At 74.4% G+C, this 16,760-nt stretch carries 11 protein-coding genes and 1 pseudogene; 7 read left to right on the forward strand and 5 right to left on the reverse strand.

Annotated elements, in window-relative coordinates:
- Positions 1-2: 2 nt before the first annotated feature.
- The 3 genes from AMPC_RS01730 to AMPC_RS01740 all read right to left on the reverse strand — a co-directional run bounded on the left by AMPC_RS01730 (position 3) and on the right by AMPC_RS01740 (position 4,337).
- Positions 3-830, reverse strand: coding sequence for a Rossmann-like and DUF2520 domain-containing protein (locus AMPC_RS01730; RefSeq protein WP_248343826.1), 828 nt, complete (start codon positions 828-830; stop codon positions 3-5).
- Positions 827-3,274 (reverse strand): AAA family ATPase, encoded by a 2,448-nt coding sequence (locus AMPC_RS01735; protein ID WP_248343827.1) that lies wholly within the window; start codon positions 3,272-3,274, stop codon positions 827-829. The genes AMPC_RS01730 and AMPC_RS01735 overlap by 4 nt, the downstream gene beginning before the upstream one ends.
- 148 nt (positions 3,275-3,422) lie before the next feature.
- The gene (locus tag AMPC_RS01740) at positions 3,423-4,337 is read right to left on the reverse strand and encodes a metallopeptidase family protein (RefSeq protein ID WP_248343828.1); all 915 of its coding nucleotides are present in this window, start codon (positions 4,335-4,337) and stop codon (positions 3,423-3,425) included.
- A 164-nt stretch (positions 4,338-4,501) separates the two neighbouring features.
- Between AMPC_RS01740 and groL the strand changes: the two genes are divergently transcribed.
- The gene (gene groL, locus AMPC_RS01745; protein ID WP_248343829.1) at positions 4,502-6,157 is read left to right on the forward strand and encodes a chaperonin GroEL; all 1,656 of its coding nucleotides are present in this window, start codon (positions 4,502-4,504) and stop codon (positions 6,155-6,157) included.
- Positions 6,158-6,220: 63 nt separating this feature from the next.
- On the opposite strand, the gene AMPC_RS01750 is transcribed toward groL, so the two are convergent.
- A complete protein-coding gene (locus tag AMPC_RS01750; protein ID WP_248343830.1) occupies positions 6,221-6,973 on the reverse strand; it encodes an SDR family NAD(P)-dependent oxidoreductase in 753 nt (250 codons plus the stop codon).
- Positions 6,974-7,099: 126 nt separating this feature from the next.
- Here AMPC_RS01750 and AMPC_RS01755 point away from each other — a divergent pair, with 126 nt between their 5' ends.
- A complete protein-coding gene (locus AMPC_RS01755; protein ID WP_248343831.1) occupies positions 7,100-7,681 on the forward strand; it encodes a TetR/AcrR family transcriptional regulator in 582 nt (193 codons plus the stop codon).
- 383 nt (positions 7,682-8,064) lie between these two features.
- Positions 8,065-8,247 (forward strand): annotated as a pseudogene (locus tag AMPC_RS20630) (HNH endonuclease); the annotation flags it as partial.
- A gap of 163 nt (positions 8,248-8,410) precedes the next feature.
- Here AMPC_RS20630 and AMPC_RS01765 read toward each other — a convergent pair.
- On the reverse strand, positions 8,411-9,754 hold the full coding sequence (locus AMPC_RS01765; RefSeq protein WP_248343832.1) for a diguanylate cyclase: 1,344 nt from the start codon (positions 9,752-9,754) through the stop codon (positions 8,411-8,413).
- A 22-nt stretch (positions 9,755-9,776) separates the two neighbouring features.
- Between AMPC_RS01765 and AMPC_RS01770 the strand changes: the two genes are divergently transcribed.
- The 4 genes from AMPC_RS01770 to nadC all read left to right on the forward strand — a co-directional run bounded on the left by AMPC_RS01770 (position 9,777) and on the right by nadC (position 16,759).
- Positions 9,777-10,556: a chemotaxis protein CheW gene (locus AMPC_RS01770; protein ID WP_248343833.1), complete on the forward strand. Its 780-nt coding sequence runs from the start codon at positions 9,777-9,779 to the stop codon at positions 10,554-10,556.
- A gap of 105 nt (positions 10,557-10,661) precedes the next feature.
- Entirely contained in the window at positions 10,662-12,707 is a 2,046-nt protein-coding gene (locus AMPC_RS20525; protein WP_318654309.1) for a response regulator, read from the forward strand.
- Positions 12,708-12,792: 85 nt separating this feature from the next.
- Complete coding sequence (locus AMPC_RS01780) at positions 12,793-15,918, forward strand: valine--tRNA ligase (protein WP_248343834.1); 3,126 nt, start codon at positions 12,793-12,795, stop codon at positions 15,916-15,918.
- A 7-nt stretch (positions 15,919-15,925) separates the two neighbouring features.
- Positions 15,926-16,759 (forward strand): carboxylating nicotinate-nucleotide diphosphorylase, encoded by an 834-nt coding sequence (gene nadC / locus AMPC_RS01785; RefSeq protein WP_248343835.1) that lies wholly within the window; start codon positions 15,926-15,928, stop codon positions 16,757-16,759.
- Position 16,760 lies beyond the last annotated feature (1 nt).

Raw genomic sequence — 16,760 nt, forward strand, 5'->3', positions numbered from 1 at the left:
GCTCAGCGGCGGAGCGCCCGCGCCACCGCGCGGGCCTTCGCGGGATCGAGCCCCCCGGCGCGCGCGAGCCTCACGAGCCGCCGCGAGAGGAGCCGGTAGATCTCGCGGTCCTCGCCCGTGAGCAGCGCGAGCTGCCGCGCCACGGTGCCGGCGTCGCCGCGCGCGGCCGGGCCGGTGAGGGCGCCCGGGAGCCCGCGGGCCGCGAGGTTCTCGACGGCGCCGCGCAGCAGCGGCACGAGGGCGGGGAGGGCGGCCCGGGGCGGCGCGCCGGCCCGCTCCCAGCACTCGGCCGCCAGCGCCGCGAGCGCCATGGCGAGGTTGGAGGCGACGACCGCCGCGGCGTGGTAGCGCGCCCGGCCCCGCTCCGGCACCGCGATCGGCCTTAGCCCGAGGTCGCGCGCGGCGCGGCCGAGGAGCCGCCTCGCGGCCGCGTCCCCGGCGAGGGCGGCGAAGCCGCCGGGCGCCACCGGCCCGCCCGCGAGCGCCTGCAGCAGGTGGAGCGAGCCCGGGTGCGCGCCGCGGCGGCGGGCCGGGGCGAGCGGCGAGAGCGGGAGGGCGCCGGCGCCGTGGGCCACCACCTGCCCGCGGCGGAGGTGCGGGGCGACGCTCCGGCAGGCCTCGGCCACCGCGTCGTCGGGCACCGCCAGGAGCACGAGCGCGTGGTCCCGCGCCGACGCGAGGCCGGCCGCCGGGAGCCCGGCCCGCCGCACGGCCGCGCGCCCGCGGGGGCTCCGGGCCACGAGCGCCACCCGCCACCCGGCGGCGGAGAGGCCGCGCCCGAGCGCGACGGCGAGCCGGCCGGCGCCGACGATGAGCGCCGAGCGGGTCACGCCCGCACGAAGACCAGGGCGGCGCCGTCGGCCGCCACGCGCACCGCGTCGCCGGCCTGGAACTCGCCCCGCAGGATCCGCTCGGCGAGCGGCGCCTCGACGAGCCGCTGCACCGCCGCGCGCATGGGGCGCGCCCCCAGCGTCGGGTCGAAGCCGCCGCGCTCGATCAGGTGGGCGACCACGTCCTCGCCGGCCTCGAACCGGATCCGCCGCTCCGCCTCGAGCCGCGAGGACGACTCCGCGAGCAGCAGGGCGGCGATGCGCGCCACGTCCTCGCGCGAGAGCGCCGGGAAGAAGAGCTTCTCGTCGAGCCGGTTCCAGAGCTCCGGGGGGAGGGCGCCGCGCGCCGCGGCGACCGCCTGCTCCTGGCGCGGGGCGGCCCGCTCGGCGGCGCCGAAGCCCATCGCCGCCGGCCGGGTGCTCGTGGCCTCGGCCGCGCCCAGGTTGCTCGTCAGCACCACCACGGCGTTCGAGAAGTCCACCTGGCGCCCGCGGCCGTCGGTGAGCCGCCCCTCCTCGAGCACCTGCAGGAGGAGCAGCAGGACGTCGCGGTGGGCCTTGTCCACCTCGTCGAGGACCACCACGCTCGCCGGGCGGCGGCGGACGGCCTCGGTGAGCTGCCCGCCCTCGCCGTAGCCCACGTACCCGGGCGCGGCGCCGACGAGGCGGGCCACGCCGGTCGGCTCGCTGCACTCGCTCATGTCGAGCCGGACGAGCGCGTCGCGGCTGCCGTAGAGGGCGTCGGCGATGGAGCGGGCGAGCTCGGTCTTGCCCACGCCGGTGGGGCCGAGGAAGAGGAAGCTGCCCATGGGGCGGCGGGTGGCGAAGCCGGCGTAGTTGCGCTTGAGGACGCTCGCGATCCGCTCGATCGCCTCCCGGTGCCCCACCACGCGCTCGGCGAGCGCCGCCTCGAGCCGCAGGATGCGCTCGCGGTCGGAGGCGAGGAGGCGCGACTCCGGGATGCCGGCCATCTTGGCGACCACCTTCGCCACCTCGGGGACGCCCACCTCGCGCTTGCCCTCGCGGCGGGCGCGCGAGCCGGCGAGGTCGATCACCGCCACCGCCTTGTCCGGCAGGAAGCGGTCGGTGATGTACCGGGCCGAGAGCGAGGCCGCGGAGGCCACCGCGTCGGGCGCGTAGCGGATCTGGTGGTGCTGCTCGTAGCGGGGGAGCAGCCCCTCGAGGATCGCGGTCGCGTCGTCGATGGAGGGCTCGCGCACCAGCACCGGCGCGAAGCGGCGCTCGAGCGCCGGGTCCTTCTCGATGTGCTGGCGGTACTCGTCGTGGGTGGTCGCGCCGATGCAGGGGAACTCGCCGCGCGCCAGCGCCGCCTTGAGCTCGTTGGCGGCGTCCTGGGGGCCCTCGCCGGTGGCGCCCGCGCCCATGATGGTGTGGATCTCGTCGATGAAGACCACCACCCGGCCGCCGGCGCGCCGCACCTCGTCCTTGATGCCGTTGAGCTTCTCGGAGAAGGAGCCGCGCAGCTGGGTCCCGGCGAGCACGCCCGCCATGTCGATCTCGACCAGGATCTTCTCGCCGGGCCGGTCCTGCAGCAGCCGCTGCGCGATCCCCTCGACGATGGCGGTCTTGCCGACGCCCGGCTCGCCCAGCAGCAGCGGGTTGTTGGCGCGCCGCTTCCCGAGGACGTCGATCGCCTCCTCCACCTCGCGGTCGCGGCCGACGAGGGGGTCGAGCTTGCCCTGCTGGGCGAGCTCGGTGAGGTTGCGCGCCAAGGACGAGAGCCAGGGGTACTCGCGGGGATCGAGCGCGTAGGGGGAGGGCTTGAGGGCCGCGGCGGCGCGGGCGGCGTCGAGCCCGCGGTGGGCGGGGGCGGCGAGCGGCTCGGGGGGCTCGACGGCCCGCTCCGGCGCGGCGCTCGGCCGGGGCTCCGGGGCCCGCGCCACCCCGGCGCGCGGCTCGGCGGGGGCGAGGAGCTCCGGCTCGAGCTCCTCGTCCGCGGGGCTCGGGGCCGCGGGGGCCATGCGGCGCGCGAGCGGCGGGGGGCGGCCCTGGGCGGGCACCTCGCGCAGCCGGCGCGGCATGCGGGCGGTGAAGTAGGAGAGGGCGACGTTGCGCAGGGTGGCGAGCTGCAGCCCGCACCCGGCGAGCAGCTGGTGCGCGGCGGCCTGGCGCACGCGGCTCATGGCGATGAGGAGGTGCAGGCAGTCCACCTCCTCGGCCCCCAGCCCCTCGGCCACCTGGCGCGCCCGCTCCCGGACCTCTCGCTCGACGCCGTCCGGCTCCTTTGGGGCGCCGGTCATGGCGAGGAGGATCTTGTCCTCGTCGATCCCGCGGTCCCGCAGGAGCAGCTCGGCCCGGTTGGGCACCGTGAAGAAGGCGAGGAGCTGGTGGGCGCTGGTCAGCTTCTGGTTCACGTTCCGGGCGATGTCCTCGGCCTCGGACAGGACCTGGACCAGCTCCATCGACTCGATCACGGTGGGCATTGCCGCCGAACATCCGATATCGCGCCCGCCCGGTCAATTTTCCGCGTCATTCCTGCGGGATCCGCCCTCCCTGGCCCGGGCGGGCCCGCGGAGCCGGGCGGGCGCGGCGCGGGGGAGCTGCGCGTGGCCCACCCGGGGCCGCCGGCCGCTAGTCGAGCCCGCGCCGGTAGAGCTCCTCCTCGTCGAGCCCGAGGAAGTGTCCCACCTCGTGGAGGAGGGTGACGCGGATCTCGTCGGTGAGCTCGCGCTCGTCCCGCGCGAACCGCTCGAGGTTTCGCTGGAAGAGCACGATCGCCGAGGGGAAGTGGCTCCAGGGGTCGGCCGACGCCTTCTCCCCGAGCGGCGACCCGCGGAAGAGCCCCAGGATCGAGGGCGAGAGCGGCGGGTCCTCGGCGCGCAGCTCGTCCGCCGCCGGGAGGTCCTCCACCTGGATCACGACGTTCTCGAGGTAGCGGCGGACCGGCTCCGGGAGCGCCGCGAGCGCCTCCTCCACCCGCGCCTCGAAGTCGGCGGGGGAGAGCGCGACGGGCGGCGGGAAGTCGTCCGGGGCGAGCCGGGTGGCGCGGGCGAGGTGTCGCGCCGCCTCGCGGGGCTCGCCGAGCCGCTCCAGGGCGAGCCCGAGCGCGTGGTGGGCCAGGGCGTCGCCGGGCTCCTCGCGCACCACCGCCGCGAGCGCGTCGCGGGCCTCCTCGAAGCGGCAGAGCTCGTGGAGCGCGAGGCCGCGCTCGAGCGCGAGGTCGAGGTCGCCCGGGAGGAGCCGCAGCCCCGCCTCGGCGCGCGCGAGCGCCTCGCCGGCGAGGCCGAGCTGCGCGAGCGCCCGCGCCTCCTGCAGCGCGAACTCCCCCTCCCACTCCGGCTCCCCGGCGGCGCGGGCGCGCTTCGCGCCGCGGCGGGCGAGGGCGAGGCCGCGCTCCAGCAGCTCCCGGTCGCCGTCCTCCTGCTGCAGGCGGCCGACGTGCAGCTCGGCGGCGTCGAGCAGGAGCTCGAGGTCGTCGGGGCGCTCCCGGAGCGCGCGCTCGCAGGCCTCGCGCTCCTCCTCCAGGCTGTCGGGCGGCCGTCCCACGCCCCGACGAGGTAACGGTCTCGCGACGGTCCGTCAACGCCCCGGGCCTCGCTTGACGGGTCGGTCGGCGCGGTTACATTAGCGGCCGTCAGCGGCGACTGCCAACTCGATAGCGTGGCGCAAGTCGCCGGAACAGCTAACGAAATCTTCAAAGGAGCGAGTCGATGCCAGCCAAGGAGATCGCCTTCCACCAGGACGCCCGCGAGGCCGTGCTGCGCGGCGTGCAGACCCTCGCCGAGGCCGTCGCGGTGACCCTCGGCCCGAAGGGACGGAACGTCGTCATCGAGAAGAGCTACGGCTCCCCGACCATCACCAAGGACGGCGTCACCGTCGCCAAGGAGATCGAGGTCGAGAGCAAGTTCGAGAACATGGGCGCGCAGATGGTCCGCGAGGTGGCGAGCAAGACCTCCGACAAGGCCGGCGACGGCACCACCACCGCCACCGTGCTCGCCCGCGCCATCTACGAGGAGGGGCTCCGGCTCGTGGCGGCCGGCCACAACCCGATGGACCTGAAGCGCGGTATCGACCAGGCGGTCGAGGCGATCGTGGCGCAGCTCAAGGTCCTCTCCAAGCCCACCCAGGGCCAGCAGGAGATCGCCCAGGTCGGCACCGTCTCGGCCAACGGCGACGCCACCATCGGCAAGATCATCGCCGAGGCCATGGAGAAGGTCGGCAAGGAGGGCGTGATCACGGTCGAGGAGGCGAAGGGGCTCGACACCACGCTGGAGGTGGTCGAGGGCATGCAGTTCGACCGCGGCTACGTCTCGCCGTACATGGTGACGAACCCGGAGCGGATGGAGGCGGTCCTCGACGACGCCTACGTGCTCGTGACCGAGAAGAAGATCACCGCGATGGCCGATCTCATCCCGGTGCTCGAGCAGGTCGCCCGCTCCGGCAAGCCGCTCCTCATCGTCGCCGAGGACCTCGAGGGCGAGGCGCTCGCGACCCTGGTGGTGAACAAGCTGCGCGGGACGCTCAACGTCTGCGCGGTGAAGGCCCCCGGCTTCGGCGACCGGCGCAAGGAGATGGTGAAGGACATCGCCACGCTGACCGGCGCGCAGGTGGTCGCGGAGGAGCTCGGGATCAAGCTCGAGCAGCTCACGCTCAAGGAGCTCGGCCGCGCCAAGCGCATCACGGTGGACAAGGACAACACCACCCTCGTGGACGGCGCCGGCAAGAAGGAGGAGATCGAGGCCCGGGTGAAGGTGATCCGGGGCCAGATCGAGGAGACCACCAGCGACTACGACCGGGAGAAGCTGCAGGAGCGGCTCGCCAAGCTGGTCGGCGGGGTGGCAGTCATCAACGTGGGCGCCGCCACCGAGGTGGAGATGAAGGAGAAGAAGGCCCGGGTGGAGGACGCGCTGCACGCCACCCGCGCCGCGGTCGAGGAGGGCATCGTCCCCGGCGGCGGCGTCGCCTTCCTGCGCTGCCTCGAGGCGCTGCAGGGGCTGAAGCTCCCGGAGGCGCAGCAGCGCGGCGTCGAGATCGTGCGGAAGGCGGTGGAGTTCCCCGCCCGCCGCATCGCCCAGAACGCCGGCTGGGAGGGGGCGGTGGTGGTCGGCAAGATCCGCGAGGGCAAGGGCGCCTTCGGCTTCAACGCCGCCAAGGAGGAGTTCGAGGACCTCGTGAAGGCGGGCGTCATCGACCCGACCAAGGTGGAGCGGACCGCCCTCCAGAACGCCGCGTCGGTGGCGAGCCTGCTCCTCACCACCGAGGCGCTCGTGGCCGACAAGCCGCCCAAGAAGAAGGCCGGCGCGCCCGCCGGCGGGATGGGCGGCATGGGCGGGATGGGCGGCGGCATGGACGACATGGACTACTAGGCGCGACGGCGGCGCGGGGGGCACCCGGGTGATCCGGGGCCCCCCGCCCTCGGCCGGGGAGGGTCAGCGGTTCCCGCCAGAGACGTGGAGCGTCTCGCCCGTGATCCACCCGGAGTCGCCCGACGCCAGGAAGACGGCGACCGGCCCCACGTCTTCGGGCTGGCCGATCCGGCCGAGCGGCGTCTGCACCTCGATCTGCTTGCGGAAGTCGCCCTGCGCGAAACCCGCGGCGCGCACCCCCTCGGTCTCCACCATGCCGGGATTGATGGAGTTGACCCGAATCTTCCGGGGCCCGAGCTCCTTCGCCAGCGCCCGGGTGGCCGCGTCGACGGCCGCCTTCGTCGCGCTGTAGACCGAGGTGTTCGCAGGGGCGGCGGTGGCGGCCACCGAGCTGATGTTGATGATGCTGCCGCCCTCGGGGCCGAGGTGCTTGATGGCCTCCTGCGTGGCCAGGATCAGCCCCAGCACGTTGATGTCGAACTGCCGGTGGAAGTGCCTCGCGGTGACCTCCTCGAGGGACGCGAACTCGTAGACCCCTGCGTTGTTGACGAGGACGTCGAGCCGTCCGAAGGCCCGCCGGGTCTCGGCGAACAGCCGCCGGACGTCCTCGGGCTGGGCCACGTCGGCCCGGACCGCGACGGCCCTGCCTCCCTCGCGGGCGATGTCGGCGACGACCCGCGCGGCGCCCTCGTGGTCCGAGACGTAGTCGACGACGACGGCGGCCCCCTCCGCGGCGAGGTGCCGGGCGATCGACGCTCCGATGCCCTTCGACGCGCCAGTGACGACCGCGACCTTCCCTTCGAGCTTCTGAGACATCGGCGTGCTCCTTGGTGGTGGTGATCGTTGTGTATCGATCGGTACAGAACGTAGGAGCGGTGGACCGGCGCGTCAAGCGCCAGTAATGTACCTTTCGGTATACGATCCTCCGAGGTCGACCTTCCGATGGGACGCCCGCGCGTATTCGACGTGGATGAAGCGCTGGATCGCGCCCTGCGCGTCTTCTGGCGCAAGGGGTACGAGGGCACGTCCCTCTCCGACCTCACGCGGGCCATGCGCATCAGCCGGCCCAGCCTCTACGCCGCGTTCGGCAACAAGGAGCAGCTCTTCCGCAGGGTCCTCGACCGCTACGCCGAGGGGCCCGCGGCCTACGTCGGGGAGGCCCTCGCCGAGCCGACCGCGCGCGCGGTGGTGGAGCGGTTGTGGCGCGGGGCCGTCGACCAGCTGACCGCGCCGCGATCCCCGCGCGGCTGCCTCCTGGTGCAGGGCGGCCTCGCCTGCGGGGACGAGGCCCAGCCGATCCGCCGGGAGCTGGCGATGCGGCGGGACGCGGGGGTGGCCGCGCTGCGCGCGCGCTTCGAGCGGGCGGTGGCCGAGCACGACCTGCCTCCCGGCTCGGACCCCGGCGAGCTCGCGCGCTACGCCGCGGCGGTGGGCCACGGGATGGCCGTGCTGGCGGCGGGTGGCGCGGGCCGGGAGGAGCTGGCGCGGGTCGCGGAGCGGGCGCTCCGCGCCTGGCCGAGCTGAGGGGAAGGCGCCGGGGCGGATTGGCCGGCGAGGCTGCCGGACGTCGGGGCGGGGAGGATGCGGGACGTCTGGGGCGGCGCTCATCCCCAGCTCTCCCCCTGCCCGGAGGGAGCGCCGATGGAGCCTGTCGTCACTGCCTCGGTCTTGTCTCCCTCGCCCGTGGTGTCCGCCACACTTCCGCTCTCCGAAGGAGAGCCCCTTCAGCACTCCGCCACCGCGGCTGCACTGCAGCTCTCCCCTCCGGTTGCGGCACCGCGGTTCGCCACCTCCGGTGCGCCAACGGCCACTTGCCCTCCCGAACGAGAGGGGGCTCAGGACGGACGCCTGGGGAGGCCCGCGCACCGAGCCGCCCGGAGGTTCGCCCGCTGTCCGCTGACAGCTATTGGCGCGAAGAGGACGGCCGACGCTGCGAGAGCCGCTGGCAGCTAGGGTTGGACCACGTCGTGCCAGTGGCGCTCGGCGGTCCCTCGACGGTCGAGAACGTCCGGCTTGCGTGCCGGGTCCATCACCTCGCGAGCGCCGAGCAGGTCTTCGGGCGGGAGCACATGGCCCGGTTTCGGCGGAAGCCGCCCCGGGCGGGTGAAACCAGGTCGTGACGGCGGCGCGGCGGCGCTGCCCTGTGTCGAAGACCAAGCGGGCGGGTCCACCAGCGCCGAAGACCGCCGGTCACGTAGCGCCACCGCGCCGCTTCGCCCGCGCGCCTCCCCGCGCCGTGCTACCCGCCCCGGGCTACCTCGCCGGCGCCGGCGGCAGGTCCTTCGACGCGAGGTAGACCACGTTCCGCGTCGAGCGCTTGCCGCGGTACATGGCCCGGTCGGCGAGGTCGAGCACCTCGGCCTTGTCGCGGGTGTGCTCGGGGAAGCTCGCGAGGCCGATGGAGGCGGTGATGTGCACCCGCGCCGACTCGCGCGACAGGAAGACGTGGTCCTCGATGGCGCGCCGGATGCGCTCCGCCACCTTGAGCCCCACGCCGGAGTCGATCCCCATGAGCACCGCCACGTACTCGTCGCCGCCGTAGCGCGCCACCACGTCGTCGTCGCGGACGCAGGCCTTGAGGACCCGGGCCACCTCCACGAGCAGCTTCGAGCCGTTGAGGTGGCCGTGGGTGTCGTTCACCGACTTGAAGCGGTCGAGGTCCATGAAGAGCACGGTGAAGGGCCGGCCGTTCTGGATCTCCCGCTCGAGCGCCAGGTCGAGGAAGCGGACGTTGTAGAGGTGCGTGAGGTCGTCGAGGTAGGCGAGGTGCTCCACCTGCTTGAGCTGGCCGAACGTGCGGAGCGCCAGCCCGAAGTGGCGGCAGACGAACTGGGCGCCGCCGAGCCGTTCCGCGGTCGGGGGCGCGGGTGCGATCACCGCCGCGACGGCCAGCACCACCTGTCCGTCGGTCACCGGGAAGAGGACCGGGACGCCCATCCCCTCGACCGCCGGCAGCACGGTCGGCTCGGCGGGCGAGAGGCCGGCGAGGCGCGGCGCGCTCGCGGCCACGAGCGCCTCCGCCTCCGCGTCGCCGAGCGCGTGCCGCCCCGCCGCGGCCACGGCGCCGGCGCGCGTCCGCTCGAGCAGGACCGCCCCCCGGCCGCCGCACTCCGAGGCGACCGCGGCGAGCGCCATCTGCACGAGCTTGTCGCGCTCCATGCTGGCGGCGAGCCGCTGGCAGGTCTCGAAGAGCTGCAGGTGCGCGCGCAGGGCCTTGTTCTCGGCGAGGAGCGCGCGGGTGGAGAGGCAGCGCTGGACCGCGACCTGCAGCGCCTCCGGCGTGACCGGCTTCACGAGGTAGTCGCTCGCGCCGGACTTCATGGCCCGGACCGCCGGGTCCACCCGGTCGAGGGCGGTGATGACGAGCGCCTCGATGTCGGGGTCGAGCTGCTTCGCCGCCGCGAGGAGCTCGAGCCCGTCCGAGCCGGGCAGGATCACGTCGGTGATGAGGACGTCGAAGCGGCGGGCCCGCAGCGCCTCGAGCGCGGCGGCGGCGTCCTCGGCCACCGCCACCTCGTAGCCGGTGGCGCGGAGGTAGTCGGAGTAGACCGTCCGCGCGAAGCGCTCGTCGTCGACGAGGAGCACCGAGTGGGCCATCGCCTGCTGTATACCATGAAGCGTGGACTCACTCCCGGCCCAGCGGCAGGCGCTCCTGTTCGAGGCGGGCGGTGTGCGCCTCGCGCTCCGTCTCTCCCACGTGCGGAAGATCGTCGCCGCTCCGGGCGACGAGGCGGAGCTCTCGGTGGACGGGCTCGCCATGGCGGCGCTGCCGGTGGCGGTCGCCCTGGGACGCCCCTTCCGGCCGTGCGCCTTCGCGGTGGTCACCGAGTCGTCGCCCCCCACCGCGCTCCGGGTCGAGCGGCTGCTCGGCATCCTCGACCTGGAGGCCGCCGAGGTGTTCCAGCTCCCGGCGCGGTCGCTGCTCCCGCAGCCGCCGCCCTTCCTCGCGGCCATCGTGGCGCGAGGGGAGCTCTCCCTCGAGCTCTCCCCGGAGGCGCTCGGGTGGGCGGCGGTGAACCCCGCCGCCGAGCCGCTCGCCCCGCCTCCGGAGGCGCCGCCCGCCCCGGGGCGCGAGCTCCTCTTCGAGCGGGCCGGCCAGGTGTACGCCGTGCCGCTGCCCCTGCTGGTGCAGGTGGTGGAGCAGCCGCGCGTGCACCCGGTGCCCCTCACGCCGCCGGTCCACCTGGGCCTCCTCTACCAGGGCAGGGCGCTGCACGCGGCCTTCGACCTCGCCGCCATCTACGGCGACGCGCCGCCCGCGGCGGGGCCGGCGGCGCTGCTCGTGGACGCGGGCGGGCTCGCCGTGGCGGTGTTCGCCGACCGCGTGCTCGGAGCCACCGAGGCCCCGCGCGACGCGGCCGTGCGCCGGCCGACCTGGGACGCGCTCTTCGCCACGTGAGGCGGCGCGGCCTCGCCCTCCTCCGGCGCGCCGGAAACGCCCGTCAATCCTTGACATGGGTGAAAGCAGGGGGTTACTGCTAACGGACCTTTCCGCGGGAAAAACATGCCCAAGAACCTGCTCGTGGCGGACGACTCCATCACCATCCAGAAGGTGGTGGGGATCGCGTTCGCCCGCGAGGACGTCCGGATCACGGCGGTCGACAACGGAGAGGACGCGCTGGCGCGCGCCCGCGAGCTCCAGCCCGACGCCATCCTGGCCGACGTCCTCATGCCCCGCAGGAACGGCTACCAGCTGTGCGAGGCGGTGAAGAGCGATCCCGAGCTGGCGCACATCCCGGTGATGCTGCTCGCTGGCACCTTCGAGGCCTTCGACGAGGCGCTGGCGTCCCGGGTCGGCGCCGACGCGCACATCCTCAAGCCCTTCCAGACGCAGGCGCTCATCGACCAGGTGAACGCGCTCCTCGCGGCCGGGCCCTCGCGCCGGCCCGTCGCCGCGGTCGCCGCGCCCGAGCCGCCTCCGGCCCCCGCCGCCTTCGTCCCGCCGCCGGTGCCGCGACCCGGCACCGCCGTCCCGCCGGCCGGCGCCGTCCCGAGCTTCGAGCCCGCGGCCGTGCCGCCGCCCCCGCCGCCCGTCTTCGCGCCGCCGCCGGCGTTCGACTTCGCCCCACCGGCGCCGGAGCCCGCCTTCTTCGCTTCCCCGGCCGAGCCCGAGCCCATCCTCGAGCTCGCGCCGGAGCCGGCGCCGGCCGACCCGGTCCTGGAGGCCGAGCCTGCCCTCGAGGCGGAGCCGATCCTCGAGGCCGAGCCGGTGCTCGACTCGGAGCCGGTCCTCGAGGCCGCGCCGCTCGAGCCCGAGCCGCTGCTGGAGCTGGAGGAGCCGCTCGCGCCGGCGCCCGTCGCGCTGCAGCCGGCCGAGGCCGATCCGTTCGGCGAGATCGACATCGACACCGACGACCTGGTCGAGCCGGAGGCGGAGGCCCCGGCTCCGGCGCTCGAGGCCTTCTCCGTCGAGGCCGCCGCCGATCCGTCCGAGGCGCTCTTCGGCGACGAGCCGCTCGCCGCCGCCCCCGTCGAGCCGCTCGCGCCCGAGGCCTTCGCGGTGGTGGAGCCTGAGCCGCTCGAGCCGCCCGCCCTCGAGGCCGTCGAGGGCGGCGCCCTCGTGGAGCCCGAGCCGATGCCGCTCGAGCTCGAGGTCATCGGCGAGATCACGCGAGACCTCCCGGTCGCCCAGCCGGTCGAGCCGACTCCCGCCGAGGCGCCGTACGAGCTCGGCACTGTGGAGGAGCCCGCCCGGGAGGAGCCGTTCGAGCTGGGTGAGCCGGCTCCCGCGAGCGAGGAGGCCCCCGTCGAGCTCGGCGAGGTCGAGCCGGTCCCAGAGGCGGCCCCTCTCGAGCTCGGGCAGCTCGAGCCGATCTCCGAGGTGGCGCCCCTCGAGCTCGGCGAGCCGGAGCCGGATCTCGGCGCCGCGCCGTTCGAGCTCGCCGCCGGCGCGCCGGAGGAGCCCTTCCAGCTGGGCGCCCCCGAGCCCGCGGCCGAGGTGCCGTTCGAGCTCGCCGCCGGCGCGCCGGAGGAGCCCTTCCAGCTGGGCGGCGTCGAGCCTGCGGCCGAGGCGCCATTCGAGCTCGCTGCCGGTGCTCCGGAAGAGCCCTTCCAGCTGGGCGGTGCCGAGCCCGCGGCCGAGGTGCCGTTCGAGCTCGGGTCTGTCGAGGGCGCCACCGAGCCGTCGTTCGAGCTCGGGGCCCCCGAGGCCATCGGCGAGGCCGCGGCCGACCTGGGCGAGCCGGCGGGCGACCTCCGCTCCGAGCGCGACGCCCTGTTCGGCGGACCCGCGCCGGCCGAGCTCGGCGAGGACCCGTACGGCCTGGAGCCGGCGGCCCCGCTGCCGCTCGAGCTCGGCGCCCCGGAGCTGGCGATCGCGGAGCTGGGCGCCCCGGCGCTCGAGCTCGAGCCGGCCGCCGCGGCCGCGCAGGCGCTCGCGCCCGGGGTGGCCCCGGAGCAGGACGGCGGCGAGGCGGCCTTGCGAGCCGCCCTCGCGGGCGCCTCCCGCGAGGTGGTCGAGCGGATCGCCTGGGAGGTGGTACCGCAGCTCGCCGAGGCGATCATCCGCGAGCGGCTCGATCAGCTGATGAAGGAGAAGCTCGGGCGCTAGCGCCCGGGCTTCCTCGAGGACCAAACCGAGAGCAGCGCCCGGCCCCGGTGAACCCGGCGCCGCGGGCGAATCCAGGGAGATCGAAGTGGCAGAAGAGTCGAGGGCAGAGGGGGCGGTGGAGCTCGCGAAGGCGTACGACCACCGCGAGGTGGAGGCGCGCTGGTACCGCTTCTGGATGGAGGGGGGCTGGTTCCACGGCGACGAGCACGATCGCGCGCGACCCCCGTTCTCCATCGTCCTGCCGCCGCCGAACGTGACCGGCTCCTTGCACCTCGGCCACGCGCTCACCGCCACGCTGCAGGACGTGCTCTGCCGCTGGAAGCGGATGAGCGGCTTCAACGTGCTCTGGCTGCCCGGCACCGACCACGCCGGCATCGCCACGCAGATGATCGTGGAGAAGGAGGTCCAGCGCACCGAGGGCAAGAGCCGCCACGACCTGGGCCGCGCCGAGTTCCTCGAGCGGATCTGGGCCTGGAAGGAGAAGAGCGGCTCGCGCATCGGCGAGCAGCACAAGGCCCTCGGCGCCTCGCTCGACTGGGAGCGCGAGCGCTTCACCATGGACGAGGGGCTCTCGCGCGCGGTGCGCGAGGTGTTCGTGCGGCTCCACGAGGAGGGGCTCGTCTACCAGGACGAGAAGCTCATCAACTGGTGCCCGCGCTGCCGCACCGCGCTCTCCGACCTCGAGGTGAACCACGACGAGGCGCACCAGGGAGAGCTCTGGAGCTTCGCCTACCCGCTCGCCGAGCCGGAAGGCGGCGTGAGCGAGATCGTCGTCGCCACCACCCGCCCCGAGACCATGCTCGGCGACACCGCCGTGGCGGTCCACCCGGACGACGAGCGCTACCGCGCGCTCGTCGGGAAGAAGGTCCGGCACCCCATCACCGGGCGCGAGATCCCCATCGTCGCCGACGCCATCCTCGTCGATCCCGCCTTCGGGACCGGCGCGGTGAAGGTGACCCCGGCGCACGACTTCAACGACTTCGAGGTGGGCAAGCGCCACGGCCTCCCGTTCGTCACCGTCATCGATCAGGACGGCAAGATGAACGCCGCCGCCGGGCCGCTCGCCGGGCTCGACCGCTTCGCCGCGCGCAAGGAGGTGAAGCGGCTCCTCGCCGAGGCCGGCCTCGACCGCGGCGCCAAGCCGCACGTGCTCCCGCTCGGCAAGTGCCAGCGCTGCGAGACGGTGCTCGAGCCGCTCATCTCCAAGCAGTGGTACGTGAAGATCGCCCCGCTCGCCGAGCCGGCCATCCGCGCCGTGGAGGAGGGCAAGACCCGCTTCGTCCCGGAGCAGTGGACCAACACGTACATGGCGTGGATGCGCAACATCCACGACTGGTGCATCAGCCGGCAGCTCTGGTGGGGCCACCAGATCCCGGCCTGGTACTGCGAGGACGGCCACGTCACGGTGGCGCGCGAGGCGCCCGAGGCCTGCGCGACCTGCGGCAAGCGCGCGCTGCGCCAGGACGAGGACGTCCTCGACACCTGGTTCTCCTCCGGCCTCTGGCCGTTCTCGACCCTCGGCTGGCCCGACCGGACCGACACGCTCCAGACCTTCTACCCGACGTCGGTCATGGAGACCGGCCACGACATCATCTTCTTCTGGGTGGCCCGGATGATGATGATGGGCCTCCACTTCATGGAGGACGTGCCCTTCCGCGTCGTCTACCTGCACCCGATGGTGCGCGACGAGAAGGGCCAGAAGATGTCGAAGACCAAGGGGAACGTCATCGACCCCCTGGTCATCACCGAGCAGCACGGCGCCGACGCGCTCCGCTTCACGCTCGCCGCGCTCACCGCCCAGGGGCGCGACATCAAGCTCGCCAAGGAGCGGATCGAGGGCTACCGCGCGTTCGCCAACAAGCTCTGGAACGCGAGCCGCTTCGCGTTCATGAACCTCGCCGGCTTCCGCTGGGCCTCGGGCGGCGCCCGGCCCGCGGCGCAGAGCCCGGCCGACCGCTGGATCCTGGCGCGGCTGCAGCGGGCGGTGAACGAGACCCTCGACGCGCTCGAGGGCTACCGGTTCAACGACGCCGCCAACGCGCTCTACGCCTTCGTTTGGCACGAGCTCTGCGACTGGTACATCGAGCTCTCCAAGGACGCGCTCTACGGCGAGGATCCGGCCCGCAAGCAGGCCACGCAGGCGGTGCTGGCGCACTGCCTCGAGACCTCGCTCCGCCTCCTCCACCCGCTCATGCCGTTCATCACCGAGGAGCTCTGGCAGGCGCTCCGGCAGGTGGTCTCGGCCGAGGGCTGGGGCGAGTCGATCATGGTGGCGCCGTACCCGGCCCGCGGGCCGGTGGACGAGGAGGCCGAGCGGGCCTTCGGCCCGGTGCTCGGCATCGTGGACGCGCTGCGCAACATCCGCGGCGAGATGAACATCCCGTTCAAGACGCCGCTGCGCGACGTCGAGCTGGGCGGCCTCGAGCCGGCCGCCTGGAGGACCGTGGGCGAGGAGCTCTCGCGCATCGTCCGCCTCGCCAACGTGCAGGGGATCTCGCGAGCGCCCGCGGGCGCCGCGCTGCCGCGCCGCAAGGGCAGCGCCGCCGGCGTGGGCAGCGGGTTCGAGGTGAGCGTGCCGCTCGCCGGGATCGTCGACATGGCCGGCGAGCAGGCCCGCATCGGTAAGGAGCTCGCGAAGGTGGAGTCGGATCTGGCCGGCATCGAGAGGAAGCTCGCGAACGCGAGCTTCGTCGCGAAGGCGCCGCCGGAGGTCGTGGAGAAGGACCGCGCCCGCGCGGAGGAGCTGCGCGGGAAGCGGAAGAAACTCGAGGAGCATCGCGCGATGCTCGAGGAGGCGGAGATGGAGCAGCCCAAGGAGCAGATGGAAGCGGTGAGCAGCGAGACCCCCGCGGCGCCGGTCGAGGCCGCGCCCGTGCCGGCGGCCCCGGCGCAGGCCGAGGCCCCCGCCCCGGCGGCGGAGCCGAAGCCGGCGAAGAAGCCGGCCAAGAAGCCGGCCAAGAAGGCCAAGCCGGCGGCGAAGAAGGCCGCCAAGGCGAAGCCGGTCGCCAAGAAGGCCGCGGCGAAGAAGCCCGCGAAGAAGGCGGCCGCCAAGAAGGCGCCGGCGAAGAAGGCCGCTCCGAAGAAGGTCGCGAAGAAGGTCGCGAAGAAGCCCGCCAAGGCCGCGAAGAAGCCGGCCAAGGTGGCGAAGAAGGTGGTCAAGGCCGCGAAGAAGCCGGCCAAGGCCAAGAAGGCCGTCAAGGGCCGCCGGTAGCCAGGCCATGCCGCCCCTCTCCTCGCACGTGGAGCGCCTGCTCTCGCTGGCCCTCGACGAGGACCTCGTCCTCGGCGACGTGACCAGCGAGGCGACCATCGACGCCGCCGCGCGGGGGGAGGGGTCGTTCCTCGCCAAGTCGGAGCTGGTGCTGGCCGGCACCGCCGTGGCGGCGCGCGTCTTCGAGCGGCTCGGGGCGGAGTGCGCCTTCGACGCCGCCGACGGCGCGCACCTCACCCGGGGCAAGGTGTTCGGCAGGGCGCGCGGCAGCGTGCGCGCGCTCCTCGCCGCCGAGCGCACCGCCCTCAACTTCCTCCAGCGGCTCTCGGGGATCGCCACCGCCACCCGCACCGCGGCCAACGCGCTCGCGCAGGGCGGGGGCAAGACCCGCCTCCTCGACACCCGGAAGACCACCCCCGGGTGGCGCCGCCTCGAGAAGGAGGCGGTCCGGGCGGGCGGCGGCGTGAACCACCGCATCTCGCTCGGCGACGGGATCCTCATCAAGGACAACCACCTGGCGGCCTGCGGCGGGGTCGCCGAGGCGGTGAAGCGGGCCCGGGCTCACGGGAGCGCGCTGCTCAAGGTCGAGGTGGAGGTGGAGGACCTGCCGGGGCTCGAGGAGGCCATCCGGGCCGGCGCCGACATCGTGCTCCTCGACAACATGTCCGACGCCGACATGGCCGAGGCGGTCCGGCGGGCCGCCGGACGGGTGCTGCTCGAGGCGAGCGGCAACATGACCCTGGAGCGGCTGCCCCGGGTCGCCGCCACGGGAGTAGACTTCGTCTCCATGGGCGCGCTGACGCACAGCGCGGCCGCCGTCGACATCTCCTTCGAGGTGTGAG

The sequence above is a fragment of the Anaeromyxobacter paludicola genome, from assembly GCF_023169965.1.
Classification (GTDB): Bacteria; Myxococcota; Myxococcia; order Myxococcales; family Anaeromyxobacteraceae; genus Anaeromyxobacter_B; species Anaeromyxobacter_B paludicola.